This is a genomic window from Saprospiraceae bacterium, assembly GCA_016709995.1.
Lineage (GTDB): Bacteria > Bacteroidota > Bacteroidia > Chitinophagales > Saprospiraceae > JADJLQ01.
Window position 1 is genome coordinate 2,671,199 of record JADJLQ010000001.1, and the last position, 17,398, is coordinate 2,688,596.

The window sequence follows — 17,398 nt, forward strand, 5'->3', positions numbered from 1 at the left end:
AAATAATTAAATTTAAATTAATTATACATTTGATCGGAAATGATAATCTTTATCTGGATTTCACTTGCACTATTGACTATAGGCTATACTATAGTCTTGGTTACAGATTATATTAAACACAAAAATTATCTCGAACCTGTCAGCTGGTTAAAAACTGGCGCCATTGGTTTTGTGGTTAATTTTTTTGATGTCCTTGGTATCGGAGCCTTTGCACCACAGACAGCACTATTAAAATTCACGAACCAAACGGAAGATCGGCTCATACCAGGCACGATGAATGTGGCCAATACGATACCGGTACTGATTCAGGCTATAATATTTATAACGGTAATAAAAGTGGATGCGACAACATTGATCTCTATGCTCCTTGCGGCGACAGCCGGAGCAATCCTGGGGGCGGGTATCGTCGCTAAGATGTCAGAAAGAAAGATAAGGTTGACCATGGGCATCGCTTTGTTGATTACCGCCGGCTTTATGCTTGCAGGAAAGCTGGATTGGATCAAAGGAGGTGGCACGGCGATTGGGCTTCCTTATAGTAAACTCATTATTGCAGTAATTGTAAATTTTATTTTAGGTGCTTTGATGACAGCGGGCATCGGCTTATATGCACCTTGTATGGCCTTGGTGTATGCACTCGGATTATCGCCCCAGGTAGCTTTTCCTATCATGATGGGTTCATGTGCATTTTTAATGCCACCTGCATCGATACGGTTTATTCGAGAGGGAGCGTATAACAGAAAAGCAGCCATCGGTATGGCTATTCCTTCTATAGTAGCCGTATTGATTGCTGCATTGATTGTGAAATCATTGCCTTTGGATACATTGAGGTGGTTAGTGATATTGGTGATATTGTATACTGCCGTAGTCATGTTGAGATCCGGAATGAATAAATCAAAAGCTATTCAATAATATAAATATGACCTTTATCTGTATTGAATTCAACACTCCCGCCGGTAGTTCTATTGAATTCTATACGATGTCCCTCACTACTTATTTTTAAATTTGGTTTGTCTTCCATTCTACATAATCCACCAGCTTTGGATTTTATTACCAGGTGCGTAATCTGTCTATCCTTCCAGGCATAATCCAATTCAAATCCGCCTCGTGCACAGACCCCTTTATACTGCCCATCATTCCATTCATCAGGTAAAGCGGGCAGCAATCGTATACTTCCATCTTGTGACTGGATCAACATTTCGGTGATAGCTGCGGTAGTGCCAAAGCTGCCATCTACTTGCATGGCTCTGCTGCATATAGAAAACAAAGAAGTACAGGTTTGATCTTTTAATAATCCTTTGTAGATTTTATTTGCCCTGTTGCCATCGCCCAGTCTTGCCCACAAAGCCATTTTCCAAGCTCTTGACCAACCTGCAGATCCGTCCCCTCTTTCTTCCAATACCTTTTTATAAGCCCCGATCAAAGCCAGGTTTTTCTTATCATACAATACTTTACCAGGGTATAAACCGTACATATGAGAGAAGTGCCGATGATTTTTTTCTAATGAAGTCCAGTCATCTGCCCATTCTTGCAATGAACCATCCTTGCCGATTTGCGGAGGGACCAGTTTTTCTCTGGCTACTTTCACTTCTTGAATAAAGGAATTTTTCTTTTGCAGTACTGCAGAAGCTTCTACAAAATATCCAAACAAATCATACAATATCTGCATATCGATAGAGGATCCTGCACAGATGGTAGTGCCCTCTCTAAATCCTGCAGTGACTTCATCAAAATAAGGTTTATTACCTCCACCATCTGGAAAATTTTCCGGCGAAGTAGAGGGATTGGTCACTAGCCATTTGCCATTTGGATGCGGCACCAAAAAATCCATAAAAAATTGTACGGATCCCTCCAAAGTGGAATATATTTGATTCAAATAATTGACATCCATCGTGTATTGGTAGTGTTCCCACAGATGGGTGCATAGCCAGGCGCCACCGACAGTAAATGTGCCCCAGGTAGGTCCATCCATCGGTGCAGCCACCCGCCATAAGTCCGTGTTCTGATGAAAGACCCAACCTTTAGCACCATAATGTTGGCGTGCTACCTGCCTGCCCTGATCCGAGAGTTCTTTGATCATGGTGATTAATGGCTCAGCACATTCAGATAAGTTACTGCTTTCTACAGGCCAATAATTCATTTCAGTATTGATATTGGTCGTATATTTTGAATCCCAGGCTGGATTCATATCGTCATTCCAGATGCCTTGCAGATTGGCGGGTTGCGTGCCCGCGCGCGAGGAGGCGATCATCAGGTATCTTCCGAATTGATAACTTAAAGCCGAGAGTGCAGGATCAGGGGCTGTTTGAATCTTCCTTATTCGATCCGGTGTAGGAAGAAACGAATTTTCAGTGACAGGTAAGGTCAGCGAGACTCTATTAAAATAATTTTGATAATCTTTCAAAGCAGCTTTAAAAATCTCCAGATAAGATTTTCTTTGAATGCTCTTAAAACAAGCTTCCATCCTTTGATGTGGATCAGCGTTGACATTTTTATAATTCACAAAATTGGTAGCCGCTGAAAAATACAAGGTGACCGCATTGGCATGATCGATGATCAGATCGACGCCATCGGTTTTCATGGAGCCGCCTTCAGGGACTGCTTTGATACGAGCTTCATACCGCAGCTTTCCTTCTATGCCCATATAATCAGCCGATTTGCCTGTCAAGATCAAACCATCCCGATCGAAGCCATCCATTCTAAAATAATCCGTAGCATAATTAGAGTGTGCCTGATTTCTAACACCTCTGAGATTGGCTGCAAAAGAAATACTATTGGGCCTATCTGCGGTGAGTCTTATTACAATGACCTGGTCCGGGGCAGAAGCAAATACTTCCCGATGGTAGGTTACTCCCTGGGATCGATATGACACTCCTGCAATCCCGGTTTCAAGATCGAGCCAACGCTTATATTGAGTTATTGTGTCCTGGTTTTCGAAAAATAAATGCAAGTTGGCCAGGCTTTGATATTTCTGTTGCTCCACTGGATAACCCATGAGGTGACGGCCAAAAAGGTTGTGAGCTGCAAGGTATTTCTCCTTAAAAACCAGGCTTTGAATCTCCGGCAATACTTTGTAGCCGCCTTTGACAACAGTGGAATAAGGCCCTCCTGACCAATAAGTCTCTTCGTTTAGTTGAATCCTTTCTTCCTGATTTTTACCAAACACCATAGCCCCCAATCTACCATTACCGACTGGAAGTGCTTCCTCCCATTTGGAGGCTGGAGATTGATACCAGCTGAGGGTAGCAGGGTTAAAATTTCCTGTCTCAATCTTAGTTGGCACATCCTTAGACTGAGCAGGAGCGGCACTGGTCACTAAAACTATATAGATGACTTCAAACCAATGGTATTTCATTCTATTAATTTAGAGTATGGTCAAACATTAATTATTGCAAAAGTAGAAAATAAAATTGCCCAAGAATGGGCTATAATCCCGGAGATCAATGCAGAAACCTGAATTCAAATAATTATGACCTCCTTTCATTAATTTCTCAAAAAAAAAACAAACCTTTGATCAATAAAGTATAACTTAGAGCAAAAGCTGCTGAAAACCCCAAAATACCACTAAATAAAAAGCCATTTCATGCAGTGCAACTCTTGTAAAAAATCACATCTGATTGATACTAAATCCTCTGGGTTATGGGGCACTTTGCTTTTGATTTTATTACCCAAATGTCCTTTTTGTGTTTTAGCCTACAGCAGTACTATCGCATTATGCTCCGCCTCGCCGGATTTGTCCATGAATGATGACTTTCATTATGCTATCTGGTTGGTTGGTATCAGTGGGGTCGCGATCGCCATCTCCCTGATCATGAAATACAAGGGATCTAAGACATTAATCGCTATGCTGGTCGTCGGGATAGGATTACTGGTGACTATGATGTCTATCCTGAATCGTGCAGCATTCATTCAATACTATACAGGAGTCATCCTGATCACCTTAGGTACTTGGTTCAATGGGAGTATGTTTTCATTCATAAAATTCATTTTTCAGAAGTTTAATCTTGCTTTGGACACAAATTTCATTTTAGCTAATAAAAAATCCTTAAAATAAAATCTTTACATCATGATTGCACAATCTTTTAATTACGAAGCCCCTCATACGCTGACGGAGGCGATCCATCTGCTTCAGCACTATGGCGACGATGCCAAAATCTTGTCTGGTGGTCATAGCCTCATCCCCATGATGAAGCTCAGATTTGCCAGTCCTGCAGTACTCATCGACATCAATAATATACCGGGGCTATCGGATATTATAATAGATGGCGATACCATTAAAATCGGTGCGCTTACCCGCGAGGTTCAACTTGAACATTCAGATTTGCTCAAGGAGCACTATCCAATCTTTGCAGATGTCACCAAACAAATCGCCGATCCTCAGGTACGCAATAGGGGTACCCTGGGAGGTAACCTGGCTCATGGTGATGCTGCCAATGACCATCCCGCTGTCATGTTGGCCTTAGGTGCTTCTGTGATAGCCACCGGCCCCGATGGCAGCCGAAGCATCGACATCAATGATTTTTTTCAGGGGTTTTATACTACCGCTCTGGAACAAAACGAGGTTCTCACTGAAATATACATTCCAGTCCCTCCTGATCATACGGGAAGTGCATATCATAAACTCGAACGCAAAGTCGGAGATTATGCCACAGCTGGTGTAGCGGTGGTATTGACCATGGATGGTGATATCTGCAAAAACATTGGCATAGGGCTTACCAATGTCAATGCAGTACCCATGCGTGCCCTTCGATCTGAAGAATTCCTCAAAGGCAAACCTTTGACCGATCAAAATGTAAAAGAAGCTGGCAAACTTGCTTCTGAAGATTGTGCTCCTTCCAGTGATCTGCGAGGAAGCGAAGCTTATAAACGAGATATGGGCGCCGTTCTGGTCAGAAGGATGATTGCTTCAGCATTATCCAGAGTGAAATAACATTTTTTAAACAAAAGAAAATATCAACAACATGAAAATAAATGTAACAGTCAATGGCACTGCACATGAAGCCGATATAGAGCCTCGCACATTATTAGTGCATTTTATCCGTGAAAACCTCAATCTTACAGGCACCCATATAGGTTGCGATACTTCTCACTGTGGTGCATGCACTATATTATTGGATGGTCAGTCTGTAAAATCCTGCACTATTCTGGCTGTCCAGGCCAATGACAAGACCATACAGACGATTGAAGGAATGGCAGCGAATGGCCTGCATCCGCTTCAGGAAGGCTTTCATGAAAATCACGGTCTACACTGTGGATATTGTACTCCCGGTATGATTATGCGTGCTTCGGAACTATTGGCCAATAATCCCAATCCCACCGAAGACGAGATCCGCTGGGGCATCTCAGGCAATCTATGCCGATGTACCGGATACAATAATATCGTGAAGTCTATTCAATATGCTTCTGCCAAGATGCGTGGCGAGACACCCGCATCCACTGAACCCCAATTTGTCTAATCAACCCATTCTTTCATACTAATAAAATTTTATTCATCATGATTCAATGTAAAACTTCGAAAGCGATCGGTGGAATGGGTCACTCCATGAAACGAAAAGAAGATGCCCGGTTCATCCAGGGCAAAGGCCATTATGTCGATGACATCAAACTCGAGGGCATGCTCTATATGGATATTGTACGAAGTCCCTATGCCTATGCAAAAATCAAGAATATCGATATCTCGGAAGCCATGAAAGTGCCTGGTGTCGCTGCGGTAGTGACTGGCAAAGACCTCGAAAAATATAATCTCCACTGGATGCCTACACTGATGTCCGATACCCAGATGGTATTGCCTACAGACACAGTGATGTATCAATCCCAGGAAGTGGCCGCTGTCATAGCTACCAGCAGGTATGCCGCCCGGGATGGCCGCGAAGCTGTAAAAGTAGAATACGAACCAATGAAGCCCTTGATGGATCCTTACAAAGCCATGGATCCTTCGTCACCTGTCTTACGAACTGATAAAAAAGATAAGAAAGACAATCATATCTGGCATTGGGAAGTAGGAGATAAAAACAAAACGGAAGAAGTCTTTAAAAATGCAGAAGTCGTCGTCGAGCAAGATATGTATATCCCCCGCATCCACGTAGCTTCTATAGAGACCTGCGGTTGTGTCGCAGATTATGACAAGATCAATAATCACCTTACCATGTATATGACTACGCAGGCACCCCATGCCATACGCACGGTGATCGCCCTGGTGGCAGGGCATGTGGGCCTTACAGAAGAAAAGATCAGAGTAGTATCACCTGATATTGGCGGAGGCTTTGGGGGTAAAGTACCCGTATATCCAGGATATGTGATTGCCATTGCAGTCTCATTTTTAGTAGGCAAGCCGGTGAAGTGGATAGAAGATCGCAGTGAAAATCTTCAAGCGGATTCATTTGCCAGGGACTATCATATCAAAGTAGAAATGGCTGGCACCAAAGCAGGCAAAATACAAGCGACCCGATTTAAAGTATTGGCTGATCATGGATATACAGATGCCGCAGCCAACCCATCTAAGTTTCCAACAGGCATGTTTTCCATTGGGACAGGATCCTATGATTACGACACTACCTTTATGGAAGCGGATGCCGTATATACCAATAAACCTCCCGGGGGTGTAGCCTATCGTTGTTCATTCAGGGTGACCGAGGCTGTGCATGCTATCGAACGGATCACCGATCGGTTTGCTTTAGAACTTGGTAGAGACCCAGCCGATCTAAGGTTTCAAAATTTTATCAAAAAAGAAGACTTCCCCTGGAAATCACCAACGGGTTGGTCCTATGACAGTGGAGATTACCATGCAGGTTTGAAAAAAGCGATGGAAGCCATCGATTATGAAGGTCTGCGCAAAGAACAAATTCAAAAAAGAGCCGAAGGCAAACTCATGGGCATAGGCATTTCCACATTCACTGAGATCGTAGGTGCTGGTCCGTCAAAAGACTTTGATATCCTGGGCATCAAAATGTTTGACAGTGCTGAGATCAGAGTGCATCCTACCGGCAAAGCTATCGCACGATTCGGCACCAAATCTCAAGGCCAGGGACACGAGACTACGTATGCCCAGATAGTCGCGGAAGTACTTGGTATCCCTGCAGAAAATATCCAGGTAGAAGAAGGTGATACGGATACAGCTCCTTATGGCTTGGGTACCTATGCCAGTAGATCCACTCCGACTGCCGGTGCTGCAGCAGCGGTAGCAGCTAAGAAATTAGTCGACAAAGCAAGGAAAATAGCCGCCCATCTTTTGGAAGTCAGTGAAGACGATCTTGAATGGGAACCAGGAAAATTTTGGGTCAAAGGCGCTCCTGAAAAATCAAAATCGATTCAAGAGATAGTATTTGCAGCCTACACCAATTTTCCACAAGGACTGGAAGCCGGATTTGAAGCAACTCATTATTATGATCCACCAAACCTTACCTTCCCATCAGGAGCATATATCTGTGTGGTAGATATCGACAAAGAGACCGGTCATATCACGGTGCGTAGATTTGTAGCCATTGACGACTGTGGTCATATCATCAATCCCATGATCGTACAAGGCCAGGTTCATGGTGGACTAACACAAGGCATTGCACCAGCGATGTATGAAGAGTTGATTTATGATGAAGAGGGCAATATGCTCAACGGTACGTTTATGGATTACCTGGTACCTACTGCGGTAGAATCGCCAAGTTGGGAGACCGGCCATACCGTAACCCCTTCACCACATCATCCCATTGGAGCTAAGGGTGTAGGTGAATCTCCGACTGTGGGTGCCCCTCCAGCCATAGCCAATGCCATCGTGGATGCTTTATCGCCCTATGGTATCAAACATCTGGACATACCCATCACGCCTTTTAAAGTCTGGAAAGCCTTGAAAGAAAAAGGAGTAATTTAAATCTTATTTATCCGCAAATTATGTGAAAAGACTCAAAAATTGATTTCAGTATTTTCATATAGTTTGCGGATATTTTTATAAAATAATTCGTTTTCGAGAAAAACAATAATACTATGAATGCAAAAATCGACAAAACCATCATCGTCAATCATCCGATAAATACGGTATGGGAACTTCTCATCAACCCGGAAAAAATCGTCAGTTGTGTGCCTGGAGCTTCGCTCACTTCAAAAGAAAGTGATACAGAATACAAGGGGCAGGTAGAATTTAAAATGGGCCCTGTAAAAGCAAAATACGATGGTCTCGTCACTTTTCTAACCAGAGATGCTGAGACTAAAAAGCTTTCGCTAAAAGGACTAGGCCTTGAAAGTAAAGGTAAAGGCAATGCAGAAATGCAAATGGATGCAGCGCTTAACGAAGTAGATGCCGGTACTGAAATCAGTCTAACCATGGACATTAATGTATCTGGTATGATGGCCCAGTTTGGATCAAGACTGATCAATGATGTCTCCAATCAATTATTAGATCAGTTTGGTAAAAACTTAGAAGCTCAGCTGGCTGGTGGCGAGGTGGATAAAGATGTACATACCGGATCCATCATTGGAAGTGTAGTCAAAGGATTGTTTAAATAAATTATTTTCTTTGAACCTTCGTTCCGCTACAACTCCCGAAGTCTCGGGAGCGCTGATTTCGTAAGTAAATTAAACTTTTGCGCCTCCGCGACTTTGCGCGAACTCTTTGAAACCATTACTTTTTTGCGCCTTCGCGACTTTGCGCGAACTCTCGAAATAAATTACTTTCTTTGCTCCTCCACCCCGATACAGTTTTGACCCAACTTAGATTATGAATAATTCAAACATAGACTCACCGGAATCCATCATCGAATCTCTCTTCAATGATTCCTATGTAGCAGATCCCGATCTGGCGGTAGTCCTGTATTTGGTATTAAAACTCAACAAACCATTACTTGTCGAAGGGCCCCCTGGAGTAGGAAAAACAGAAATAGGGCTAGCATTGTCCCGATTGTTAAACGCACCATTGATTCGCCTACAATGTTATGAAGGACTTGATATCAACAATGCCGTCTATGAATGGAATTATCAAAAACAATTACTCAGCATTAAACTTTTAGAGCAGTCCGGATCAAGTCTCAGAGAAAAAGAAAACATCATTTTCTCTGATGATTACATTCTCAAAAGACCCTTGCTACAAGCCATTACCGAATCAACACAAGCTCCTGTATTGTTGATCGATGAGATAGATCGCGCCGATGAAGAATTCGAAGCCTATCTCCTTGAATTATTGTCTGCTTATCAAATCAGTATACCAGAACTAGGCACCATCAAAGCCACCCACAAGCCCATTGTCATCCTTACTTCCAATCGCACCCGCGAACTCAGCGATGCGCTTAAACGTAGATGTCTGTATCATTGGATCGATTTCCCTTCCAAGGAAAAAGAAATGAAGATCATAGAAAAAAGATTGCCAGGCATCGAAAATGAACTCTTGCAGCAAGTGGTCAATTGTGTCCAAATTTTGAGAACTAAACAATTGGCCAAACAACCCGGCATCTCTGAGACTTTAGACTGGGCAGAATCTTTAGTGGCACTCGGATATCGGAATCTCAATACCAAGGCATTTGAAGAGACCCTTGGTGTATTGCTAAAGTCTAAAGAGGATATAAAATTAGTTAGCGAAGCTGGAGTGGAATCATTTGTACAATAAATTTATAACTGGATGCTTAGTCCTTCTGCTTTCTGTAAAACATAATGTACATACTCCATTTTATGTTTTGAAAATCTTTTGAATATCGAAGTGCCTTCCAAAGCAGCAAATTGATTTGACATCGCTCTAAAGATCCAAGGCACCAATCTTTTGATCAAAAAAGACCTTTGGGGATGTATCAATTTCAAAGCTTGATAAACTTGGTTGGTGATCATTTCCTCCCGGATTATTTTCAAACCTGAATTCACCAATTTAATTCGTAAATCCTTAAGTCCAGATCGTGGCCTGAAATCAGCCAACAATAAATATCCACCCGGCCTAAGGACCCTGTGCACTTCTGATAAAAATCTGTTCAGATGAGGGTATGCATGGCAGGATTCAATATTGATCACCACATCGAAGGACTCATCCATTAAATTTAAATGCTCTGCATTTGATTTTAAAAAACTGATTCTTTTGTCCTGATACTGATTTTTACAAAAAAGGATTGCTTTTTCATTAAGATCGACTCCTGTGGCAGACTTGGGATATAAATAATGTAGTATATAGTTTAAGCCTCCTCCCCTACCACAAGCTACCTCTAAGATGTCCTTGCCTTGAACATCAACAGCAGTGGCGACCAAGTGATATAATTGGATAGAATACCTGTTTTTCTCATCCTGGGCCTTGAGTTCCAGATACTGATCTTTATCAAAATACCCATAATTTAAAAAAGTAACTTCCCCAAGTTTATCCACTGAATTGATATACCAATAGGCTACCCTGAAAAATATCCTTACTATAAACGAATTTAACATTGGCTCAAAATACAATAAAAAGATATTGATCCTCCTTTCAAACCATTTTATCCAGTAAACAAGTTTTCATGTAAATTTGACAACTTAAAGATTGCTTTCTTATGAAAATGAAAAAATTGCGCTCCTTATCGTGAAGGTGGAAATCACACAATTATTCGGAATATTATAAATAACAAAACTTCAGGCCTTCCCAGGAATAAAGAAATAAAAAATAATTTGGCAAGAAAAATCTGCAAAAATTTAGGGATTATGCATCCTCAAATTTTCAATAAGCTTTCCAATGCATTTTCAGTTTTTTTTAATGAATTATGATACCTCAAGCTTATTCTGCTAAATCCATCACAGACTCCATCCTCGGTTTCTTTCAGTTTATTCGAGGCTATGGATTCAATGTTGGTTTGGATCAGACCCATGAAGCATTGCTCATCGGCCAGACAACGCTGCTGGCGGATAAGGTTCAGTTCAAAATAGCTCTTACTGCTTTGTGTTGCACCTCCAAAGAAGAACAAGGCATTTTCCTACAACTATTTACAAACTATTGGGACACCAATCCATTGGATCTTAGTGAAATGACCTATAAGACTACACGATTGGGGCAGGTGCAAAAAAAAACAAATACTTCCCTGGTCATGCTCGGCCAGGGCAAATCCAATGAGGATCCAAAAGAAGATGCGAAGGCCATATCGGGATCCAATTCACAAGAAAGATTGCAAAAAACAGATTTCACTAAAATATTGACCATTGATGAAACCCCGTTGAATGAACTAGCGGATCGCCTCTTTAAAGAATTTGCTATTCGCATGAGACGAAAACAAAAAGCGCGTCGCGATCGGGGTATAAAGCTACATATGGCAAAAACTATACGCAAAAGTATTGAGACAGGTGGAGATCCGATGAACATCTACCGATCTGTGCGGAAAAATAAAAAACGTAGACTCATCATATTATTGGATGTCAGTGGATCCATGGACAAATACAGTTTTTATTTGCTCCGTTTCATCTATGCATTAAAACGATATTTCAGAAGTTTAGAGGCTTTTGTATTTAGTACCAAACTTGTATCCATCTCCAAAGCGATGAAATGGATGCAAATCGATGAAGTGCTCCGGGAGATCACCTCCCAGGCAGATCATTGGTCTGGTGGCACTCGAATAGGAGGGTCTTTACAAGCCTTTAATCAACGATTCGCCAGGTACATGTTGCATGGCTCACCTGTCGTGATCATACTAAGTGACGGCTTGGAAACCGGCAATCCCGTACTTTTGAGCAAAGAGATGGAAAAAATCAAGCGAAGAAGCAAATCAGTGATCTGGCTCAATCCCTTGAAAGGCATGCAAGGATATGAACCGATCGCGGCCGGTATGCGTGCCGCCCTACCCTCCATCCATCATTTTAAATCTGCTCATAATCTTCAAAGTTTATTAGAATTGGAGGATCTATTGCATCATGTCTGACGAATTTTTAAATACCATCCTTCAATTCAAAAAAAATCACGAAGACTTTGCCACTGTCACCGTCATCAGTCGTCATGAACCCTCTTCAGGCAAAGTAGGCGACAAAGCCATCGTCGATCAATACGGAAAGCTCACAGGTTGGATTGGGGGTGGTTGTGTCAAATCCATTGTTTGCAAAGAAGCCGTGGATGCCATCCAATCAGGCCTGGCGCGACGGGTGATCATAGGACAAAAAGAATCTAATTCAACATCTGACATAAAAATTTATAAAATGACCTGTCAAAGCGAAGGCACCGTATAAGTATTTATCGAACCACAAGTGGTCGCTCCCCATCTAATCGTCATGGGCAAAACCATGATCGCCCGATCAGTAGCCAGGTTGGCTAAAACTTTAGGCTATCGCGTATCAGCAATGGCCCAGGACGCAGATACCGGTTTTTTTGATGAGGCAGATGCACTATTTGGTAAATTTGATTTTAGTAGCATACCCATCCATCCACGACCCTTCATCCTGGTAGCTACGCAAGGCGAATCTGATGAACAAGCCCTGGAACTTGCGCTCGCCCAGGATGCGCCATATATTGGATTCATCGCCAGCCGAAAAAAGAAAGAAGCGGTATGGAAATATCTTTTGGACTCCGGTGTCGCTCAAGATCAATTGGACAAAGTATATAGCCCGGCAGGCATCGATATCAATGCAAAAAAACCGGAAGAAGTAGCCATCAGTATCCTTGCCCAAATCATCCAATTAAAATCCGGGCAGGCCAATCAATCACCTGCCATGGAAAAAGAAAAAATACTCGCTCAATACTATATCAATCCTGTCTGCGGAGTGCCTGTAGATAAAAACAATCCTAAACATGTGATTGAATACCATGGGGAAAAAGTTTATTTCTGTTGCGACGGCTGCAAAGTGAGTTTCGAGAAAGAGCCTGGAAAATATATTTTAGAAAAATCGTAGTTGTGAGGAATTACGGCATAGCTTTTATCCAATCCTTAATCAATTTAATCCCTTCCACATGAGACCTATGTCTGCCCAATTCCGGCATCATGACACCAGGATCTAAAGACTCCATTCTATACAGCAAAATACTTTCATTAGGTTTTCCGGGTACTATATCATATGATAAATTGCCTGAGCCCCTACCGGCAGCTACAGGAGTTTTGTAAAACCCATATGCCGTGCTGTCTTTGATGTTCCAATCCAAGAACAACCCAGAAGACTGTGCTGGTCCTGATATATTGTGGCAATGGGCACAGTTGGCATCCAGGTAAGCCCTGGCCCTCGCATCAAGCTCATTGGTACTGACTTCATAATTTGCCATTTTGGGTAGCGTCTGCAGATCATCCGGCATCACTTTTAATTTATTTAGTTGACTCCATCTTTGCAATTGATTTTCTGGCTTATCCTGATAGACAAAATCTCCATTAAGTTGTCTTGCAGAAGGGCCTATAGGTGTCATTACTCCATTACGTTCGTGACATGCTTTGCATTGATTCATATTGGGCACCAGATAGTCTGAGGTTTGTTTATCACCATGATGATCCCTCCAGGTCACCTGGGTAGTGGCGCCTGCCACTTCCAGATAGGCTTCCGTCTGCAGGTCATCCCAGACATAAGGCAAAGCCACCCAGCCTTTCTCTTCGTGCAGCAACACCCTGGTCTCCACTAAGCGCCGCCCCTTCTTTACATTCCGTTCATCCTGATAATAAAAAAATGTTTTGATAAGCGCTGTGCCAATCGGAAACTGAAAGACAGAGTCAGGATTAAAAATAACCGCCGCCGCCTCAGGAAAGGAAACAAATCTCAATTTATATGCATAGTCAGAAAACAGTGGCGCATTGAGTGCATAGGGCACTACTCCGGAGGAAGGTATTTGTTCACTTAATTTCCCTTCAAAAAAACCATAGTCAGATAATTTAATTTTGTAGGAAGGGATCCTCAACTCAGGTAGTTCCTTCTTAGTGGAAGAAAGCAAAACCAGGGTCGATAAAATAATTAGAAACAAGTACTTTTTGCTCTTCATAGACATCGCGGACTAACGCATATAAATCATGTTCAAAGCACAATCAAAGGGCTTAGCATCCCGGGATACATTTTTAAATCCGTGTTCAGCATCCATATTCCCTACACTTTGATTTGTATTGTTACGTATGCAGATTCTATTTTCCGGTTTCACATTTCCGTCAGCGTCGAGGGATTCTTTGTCGACGATACCATCATATACAATGTGTGGAACATCCCTGCCAAACTTTAGCTTAAACCAGTATATTTTGGCAAACCTTCCAGCAAAAGGAACGCGGCGATGTTTTCGCTCAAAATTATTGTCATGAATATAGATACCTGAGGGATAAGGATAATAGTCTTTGTCCTTAATTTTATTCTCTGTCATAAAATAACTAATGATGCCTACCCCGGAGGTTTTATTATTTAGAATTTGGTTAGACAAAATTTCGACATGATTGGTAGCCAGCACCAGGACCCCAGTGCCTTTGGGTACTTTGCCTACAATGTTTCCTTTAGGCGCAAAGTTTTTTAAATTATTTTCTTTTACCAGATTGTCATACACGCGTACGTAACCGCCTTTTTTTTGCACCAGGTCAGGTAAATCAAAAATCAGAATACCACCAGTATTATTCGTTGCAGTATTATGATGTACTTCAGCGTATAGCGAATTTTCAATCTCTATCCCTGCTACATTGTGATAAGCTGTACAATTTTTGACGACGATATTTTTCGATTGTCCAACATAGATACCTGCGTCAGATGCCCCAATAGCGATGCAACTGTCGATCAGTACATTATCACACAATACCGGATAGAGCGCATAGCTGCCATTATTCTTAGAGGGCTTGCCGGTCCATTCAGCTTTGACACGCCTCATCGTGATGCCATTGACATGCATGGTTTTGATGAGGTCACCATTAGAATCCTGCACAGTCATATCTTCCAGGGTGATATGCTCACAATTGGTGATCTTGATCCCTTCAGCGCCTTCTGACTGGTTTTTAAATGAGAGAATGGTTTTATCTATCCCCATTCCTTTTATAGTGATATTCTTTTTGCCTTCCATCGACAAGCTTTTGGTCAGATGTATGAGTCCTGACTGGAGTTCGATGACAGAACCATCCTCGGCCAGAATCATTTGAGTTTGGATCTGCTTTTCAAGCGAAGCTTGGGAGAAAAGTTGTACGCAACCAAAAATAAGAATATAAAAAGACCAAGCAATTTTTTTCATATAAGCTAATAGAATTTCTAGTCAAATATCGATATAAAGTTAAAAAGTATAATCTATTCAGCAGGTTAGAGATCATAACATAGCTTCATTAATCCTGTTTTCAGGATTCATCACCCAGGTAGCCACCGAATTATCACTGTAAAGTTCTACGATACGGTAGCCACGGTAGTCTGTGCCCCAACTGCCACCAAAATGGGCATCAAACACAAATGGAACATTTTCTTTGACTTTGATTTTCTCTTCGTCATGATCGTGACCGTTAAACACTGCTCTAACATTTTTGTATTTGGTCAGTAACTGCAACAGTTCAGGGCAGTCTACTGCATTGGTGGTCAGCTTGACAGGATTGATATGAATGAAAACAAATACATTTTTCTGCCGCTTAAGTTTTTCGAGCGTGGTACTCATCCACCCAAGATCGGGACAGAGATAAGTGCCGGTTTCGTTAGAAGTAGAGGCGATGACAAAACTGTTTTTCTTAATACTGAAGTGCAAGTTGATGGGCATCTTCCAGGTTTGCATCCATTCGTCGGCAGTTAGTTTATCATGGTTGCCTTGACTCACATAATATTTTACCTGTAGCTGATCCAGCGCAGCTTTGGCGGCAGGGCAGTGAGCTTTATCATCGTGTATGATATCTCCATTGATCATACAAAAAGCGAATGGATTGGAAGCATGCTGGGCATTGATATGATCGACGACAGCTTTAAAATAATTTTCATAGTCCGTACCAGGCTGACCGTAGTGTCCATCTGAAGCAACAGCAAATCGCAACTTCAGTTTTTTTGCACTTAGATTGGTAAGCCAGGACCCTTCCGCTTTGACGACTTCGCCACTGGCCAACAGTAGAAAGGCACTTGTAGTAGATTGGAGAAATTTTCTTCTTTGCATAACTTTGCTTTCAGGTTTGATGTAAAGTTCGTAAAGTTCATGAGGAAATCTTCTAAAATTACCCTCTTGTTGTTCAAATACATCCAATATCCTAAAAAAAACTATACCACCATGTTAAATAGCTGTATTTAAGTGTTTCCAAGTCCTTTAGCTGAATAATGTATATCGTATAATAAGACCTGATGTCAATCCGCTACAATTCCCTTATTTTTGGAATCTAAATTATGCCTTCTTCAAAGCAAGCTCTTCTACATAAATGATCCAGGACACACACGGCCGCACACACACGTACCTGCGTATATCCCTGACAGATAATTGCAATCTCCGTTGTTTTTATTGTATGCCGGAGGAAGATTATGATTTTACACCAGCCTCCCGACTTATGCAGGCCGAGGAGATAGCATCTTTGGCAAAGACCTTTGTCGATCTTGGGGTGAATAAAATCCGCCTTACCGGAGGAGAGCCCTTGGTACGCAAGGACGCCGCTGACATCATCCTGCGACTCTCCAAACTACCGGTCAAACTCACTTTGACTACCAATGCGACCCGGGTTCATGACTTTATCGATGTATTTACCAAAGCTGACCTCACTTCGCTCAATGTCAGCCTGGACACGTTGGACAAGGATCGGTTTATTTTCATGACCCGCCGCGATCAATTCCAACGCACTATAGACAATATCAACCTCCTGATAGACCGTGGCTTTCATGTCAAGATCAATGTCGTCGTGATGAAAGGCCTCAACGATGCAGAGCTGCTCGAATTCGTAGCCTGGACCAAAGACCATCCGATTCATATCCGATTTATAGAGTTTATGCCCTTCGAAGGCAATCGCTGGACCAGCAATAAAGTAGTGACCCTCGCTGAAATACTCGAAACCATCCACACACGGTATGATATAGAAGCTTTGCACAATGGTTTCCATGATACTGACAAAAAATTTAGGGCTGTCGGCCACCAAGGGACCTTCGCGGTGATCAGTACTATGAGTGCACCCTTCTGTGAAGGATGTAACCGGATACGGCTTACGGCGGATGGTAAGATTAAAAATTGTTTATTCTCCAAAGGGGAGACTGACCTGTTGACTGCCTTGAGAAAGGGCGAAGATATAGTGCCACTCATCCATCAAAATATCAAGGCTAAAGCCAAAGCTTTAGGTGGCCAGTTTGAAGGAGATGTGAAAGAAGTGCATGCAGAGGAGATTCATAATAGGAGTATGATTACGATAGGGGGATAGAAGAGAAAATAAATAAACCCCAATCCTGATCTCACATGGTTAGAGAATTGTATGATTCATTTGGTAAGCTGCATACCCATGTAAGGCTTGAGTTATTTTACATACCATACCCTTGTTTATACTGATCGGTCGATTAAATTCTTTTAACTTGTCATGTAAAAAGAAGATGAGATTACAGTTAGGGACCATTTTAATAA

At 42.0% G+C, this 17,398-nt stretch carries 16 protein-coding genes; 11 read left to right on the forward strand and 5 right to left on the reverse strand.

From position 1 onward, the window contains the following. Nucleotides 1-39 precede the first annotated feature (39 nt). Nucleotides 40-909 (forward strand): sulfite exporter TauE/SafE family protein, encoded by an 870-nt coding sequence (locus IPJ09_11295; protein MBK7372005.1) that lies wholly within the window; start codon nucleotides 40-42, stop codon nucleotides 907-909. Here IPJ09_11295 and IPJ09_11300 read toward each other — a convergent pair. Further along, entirely contained in the window at nucleotides 899-3,352 is a 2,454-nt protein-coding gene (locus IPJ09_11300; protein MBK7372006.1) for a glycoside hydrolase family 95 protein, read from the reverse strand. The genes IPJ09_11295 and IPJ09_11300 overlap by 11 nt on opposite strands. A 228-nt stretch (nucleotides 3,353-3,580) precedes the next feature. Here IPJ09_11300 and IPJ09_11305 point away from each other — a divergent pair, with 228 nt between their 5' ends. The 6 genes from IPJ09_11305 (at nucleotide 3,581) to IPJ09_11330 (ending at nucleotide 9,583) form a co-directional block, all read left to right on the forward strand. Further along, a complete protein-coding gene (locus IPJ09_11305) occupies nucleotides 3,581-4,051 on the forward strand; it encodes a hypothetical protein (protein ID MBK7372007.1) in 471 nt (156 codons plus the stop codon). Nucleotides 4,052-4,063: 12 nt separating this feature from the next. After that, nucleotides 4,064-4,927 carry a xanthine dehydrogenase family protein subunit M gene (locus IPJ09_11310; protein ID MBK7372008.1) on the forward strand — a complete coding sequence of 288 codons (864 nt, stop codon included), beginning with the start codon at nucleotides 4,064-4,066 and terminating at the stop codon, nucleotides 4,925-4,927. A gap of 31 nt (nucleotides 4,928-4,958) precedes the next feature. Beyond that, the gene (locus IPJ09_11315; protein MBK7372009.1) at nucleotides 4,959-5,453 is read left to right on the forward strand and encodes a (2Fe-2S)-binding protein; all 495 of its coding nucleotides are present in this window, start codon (nucleotides 4,959-4,961) and stop codon (nucleotides 5,451-5,453) included. 38 nt (nucleotides 5,454-5,491) lie between these two features. Continuing rightward, nucleotides 5,492-7,858: a carbon-monoxide dehydrogenase large subunit gene (locus IPJ09_11320; GenBank protein MBK7372010.1), complete on the forward strand. Its 2,367-nt coding sequence runs from the start codon at nucleotides 5,492-5,494 to the stop codon at nucleotides 7,856-7,858. Between the two features lie 113 nt (nucleotides 7,859-7,971). After that, complete coding sequence (locus IPJ09_11325) at nucleotides 7,972-8,490, forward strand: SRPBCC family protein (protein ID MBK7372011.1); 519 nt, start codon at nucleotides 7,972-7,974, stop codon at nucleotides 8,488-8,490. A gap of 211 nt (nucleotides 8,491-8,701) precedes the next feature. Further along, nucleotides 8,702-9,583, forward strand: coding sequence for a MoxR family ATPase (locus IPJ09_11330; protein MBK7372012.1), 882 nt, complete (start codon nucleotides 8,702-8,704; stop codon nucleotides 9,581-9,583). Between the two features lie 2 nt (nucleotides 9,584-9,585). Here IPJ09_11330 and IPJ09_11335 read toward each other — a convergent pair whose 3' ends face one another. Further along, nucleotides 9,586-10,380, reverse strand: coding sequence for a class I SAM-dependent methyltransferase (locus IPJ09_11335; GenBank protein ID MBK7372013.1), 795 nt, complete (start codon nucleotides 10,378-10,380; stop codon nucleotides 9,586-9,588). Between the two features lie 308 nt (nucleotides 10,381-10,688). Between IPJ09_11335 and IPJ09_11340 the strand changes: the two genes are divergently transcribed. The 3 genes from IPJ09_11340 to IPJ09_11350 are packed head-to-tail and all read left to right on the forward strand — an operon-like array spanning nucleotide 10,689 to nucleotide 12,795. Continuing rightward, on the forward strand, nucleotides 10,689-11,834 hold the full coding sequence (locus IPJ09_11340; GenBank protein ID MBK7372014.1) for a VWA domain-containing protein: 1,146 nt from the start codon (nucleotides 10,689-10,691) through the stop codon (nucleotides 11,832-11,834). Then, the gene (locus tag IPJ09_11345) at nucleotides 11,827-12,135 is read left to right on the forward strand and encodes an XdhC family protein (GenBank protein MBK7372015.1); all 309 of its coding nucleotides are present in this window, start codon (nucleotides 11,827-11,829) and stop codon (nucleotides 12,133-12,135) included. Before IPJ09_11340 ends, IPJ09_11345 begins: the two co-directional genes overlap by 8 nt. A 42-nt stretch (nucleotides 12,136-12,177) precedes the next feature. Further along, nucleotides 12,178-12,795: an XdhC family protein gene (locus tag IPJ09_11350; protein ID MBK7372016.1), complete on the forward strand. Its 618-nt coding sequence runs from the start codon at nucleotides 12,178-12,180 to the stop codon at nucleotides 12,793-12,795. 10 nt (nucleotides 12,796-12,805) lie between these two features. Here the strand turns inward: IPJ09_11350 and IPJ09_11355 are convergent, their stop codons facing one another. From IPJ09_11355 to IPJ09_11365, 3 genes are all read right to left on the reverse strand, one after another. Then, nucleotides 12,806-13,861 (reverse strand): hypothetical protein, encoded by a 1,056-nt coding sequence (locus IPJ09_11355; protein ID MBK7372017.1) that lies wholly within the window; start codon nucleotides 13,859-13,861, stop codon nucleotides 12,806-12,808. A 12-nt stretch (nucleotides 13,862-13,873) separates the two neighbouring features. Beyond that, complete coding sequence (locus tag IPJ09_11360; protein ID MBK7372018.1) at nucleotides 13,874-15,073, reverse strand: right-handed parallel beta-helix repeat-containing protein; 1,200 nt, start codon at nucleotides 15,071-15,073, stop codon at nucleotides 13,874-13,876. 72 nt (nucleotides 15,074-15,145) lie between these two features. Beyond that, nucleotides 15,146-15,964, reverse strand: coding sequence for a metallophosphoesterase (locus tag IPJ09_11365; protein MBK7372019.1), 819 nt, complete (start codon nucleotides 15,962-15,964; stop codon nucleotides 15,146-15,148). 256 nt (nucleotides 15,965-16,220) lie between these two features. Here IPJ09_11365 and moaA point away from each other — a divergent pair, with 256 nt between their 5' ends. Beyond that, nucleotides 16,221-17,201: a GTP 3',8-cyclase MoaA gene (gene moaA / locus IPJ09_11370; GenBank protein MBK7372020.1), complete on the forward strand. Its 981-nt coding sequence runs from the start codon at nucleotides 16,221-16,223 to the stop codon at nucleotides 17,199-17,201. The last annotated feature ends 197 nt before the right edge of the window (nucleotides 17,202-17,398 follow it).

Coding starts and splice junctions, on each gene's coding strand:
- IPJ09_11295 (MBK7372005.1), top strand. CDS start 40: ATGATAATCTTTATCTGGATTTCACTTGCACTATTGACTATAGGCTAT.
- IPJ09_11300 (MBK7372006.1), bottom strand. CDS start 3,352: ATGAAATACCATTGGTTTGAAGTCATCTATATAGTTTTAGTGACCAGT.
- IPJ09_11305 (MBK7372007.1), top strand. CDS start 3,581: ATGCAGTGCAACTCTTGTAAAAAATCACATCTGATTGATACTAAATCC.
- IPJ09_11310 (MBK7372008.1), top strand. CDS start 4,064: ATGATTGCACAATCTTTTAATTACGAAGCCCCTCATACGCTGACGGAG.
- IPJ09_11315 (MBK7372009.1), top strand. CDS start 4,959: ATGAAAATAAATGTAACAGTCAATGGCACTGCACATGAAGCCGATATA.
- IPJ09_11320 (MBK7372010.1), top strand. CDS start 5,492: ATGATTCAATGTAAAACTTCGAAAGCGATCGGTGGAATGGGTCACTCC.
- IPJ09_11325 (MBK7372011.1), top strand. CDS start 7,972: ATGAATGCAAAAATCGACAAAACCATCATCGTCAATCATCCGATAAAT.
- IPJ09_11330 (MBK7372012.1), top strand. CDS start 8,702: ATGAATAATTCAAACATAGACTCACCGGAATCCATCATCGAATCTCTC.
- IPJ09_11335 (MBK7372013.1), bottom strand. CDS start 10,380: ATGTTAAATTCGTTTATAGTAAGGATATTTTTCAGGGTAGCCTATTGG.
- IPJ09_11340 (MBK7372014.1), top strand. CDS start 10,689: ATGATACCTCAAGCTTATTCTGCTAAATCCATCACAGACTCCATCCTC.
- IPJ09_11345 (MBK7372015.1), top strand. CDS start 11,827: ATGTCTGACGAATTTTTAAATACCATCCTTCAATTCAAAAAAAATCAC.
- IPJ09_11350 (MBK7372016.1), top strand. CDS start 12,178: ATGGGCAAAACCATGATCGCCCGATCAGTAGCCAGGTTGGCTAAAACT.
- IPJ09_11355 (MBK7372017.1), bottom strand. CDS start 13,861: ATGAAGAGCAAAAAGTACTTGTTTCTAATTATTTTATCGACCCTGGTT.
- IPJ09_11360 (MBK7372018.1), bottom strand. CDS start 15,073: ATGAAAAAAATTGCTTGGTCTTTTTATATTCTTATTTTTGGTTGCGTA.
- IPJ09_11365 (MBK7372019.1), bottom strand. CDS start 15,964: ATGCAAAGAAGAAAATTTCTCCAATCTACTACAAGTGCCTTTCTACTG.
- moaA (MBK7372020.1), top strand. CDS start 16,221: ATGATCCAGGACACACACGGCCGCACACACACGTACCTGCGTATATCC.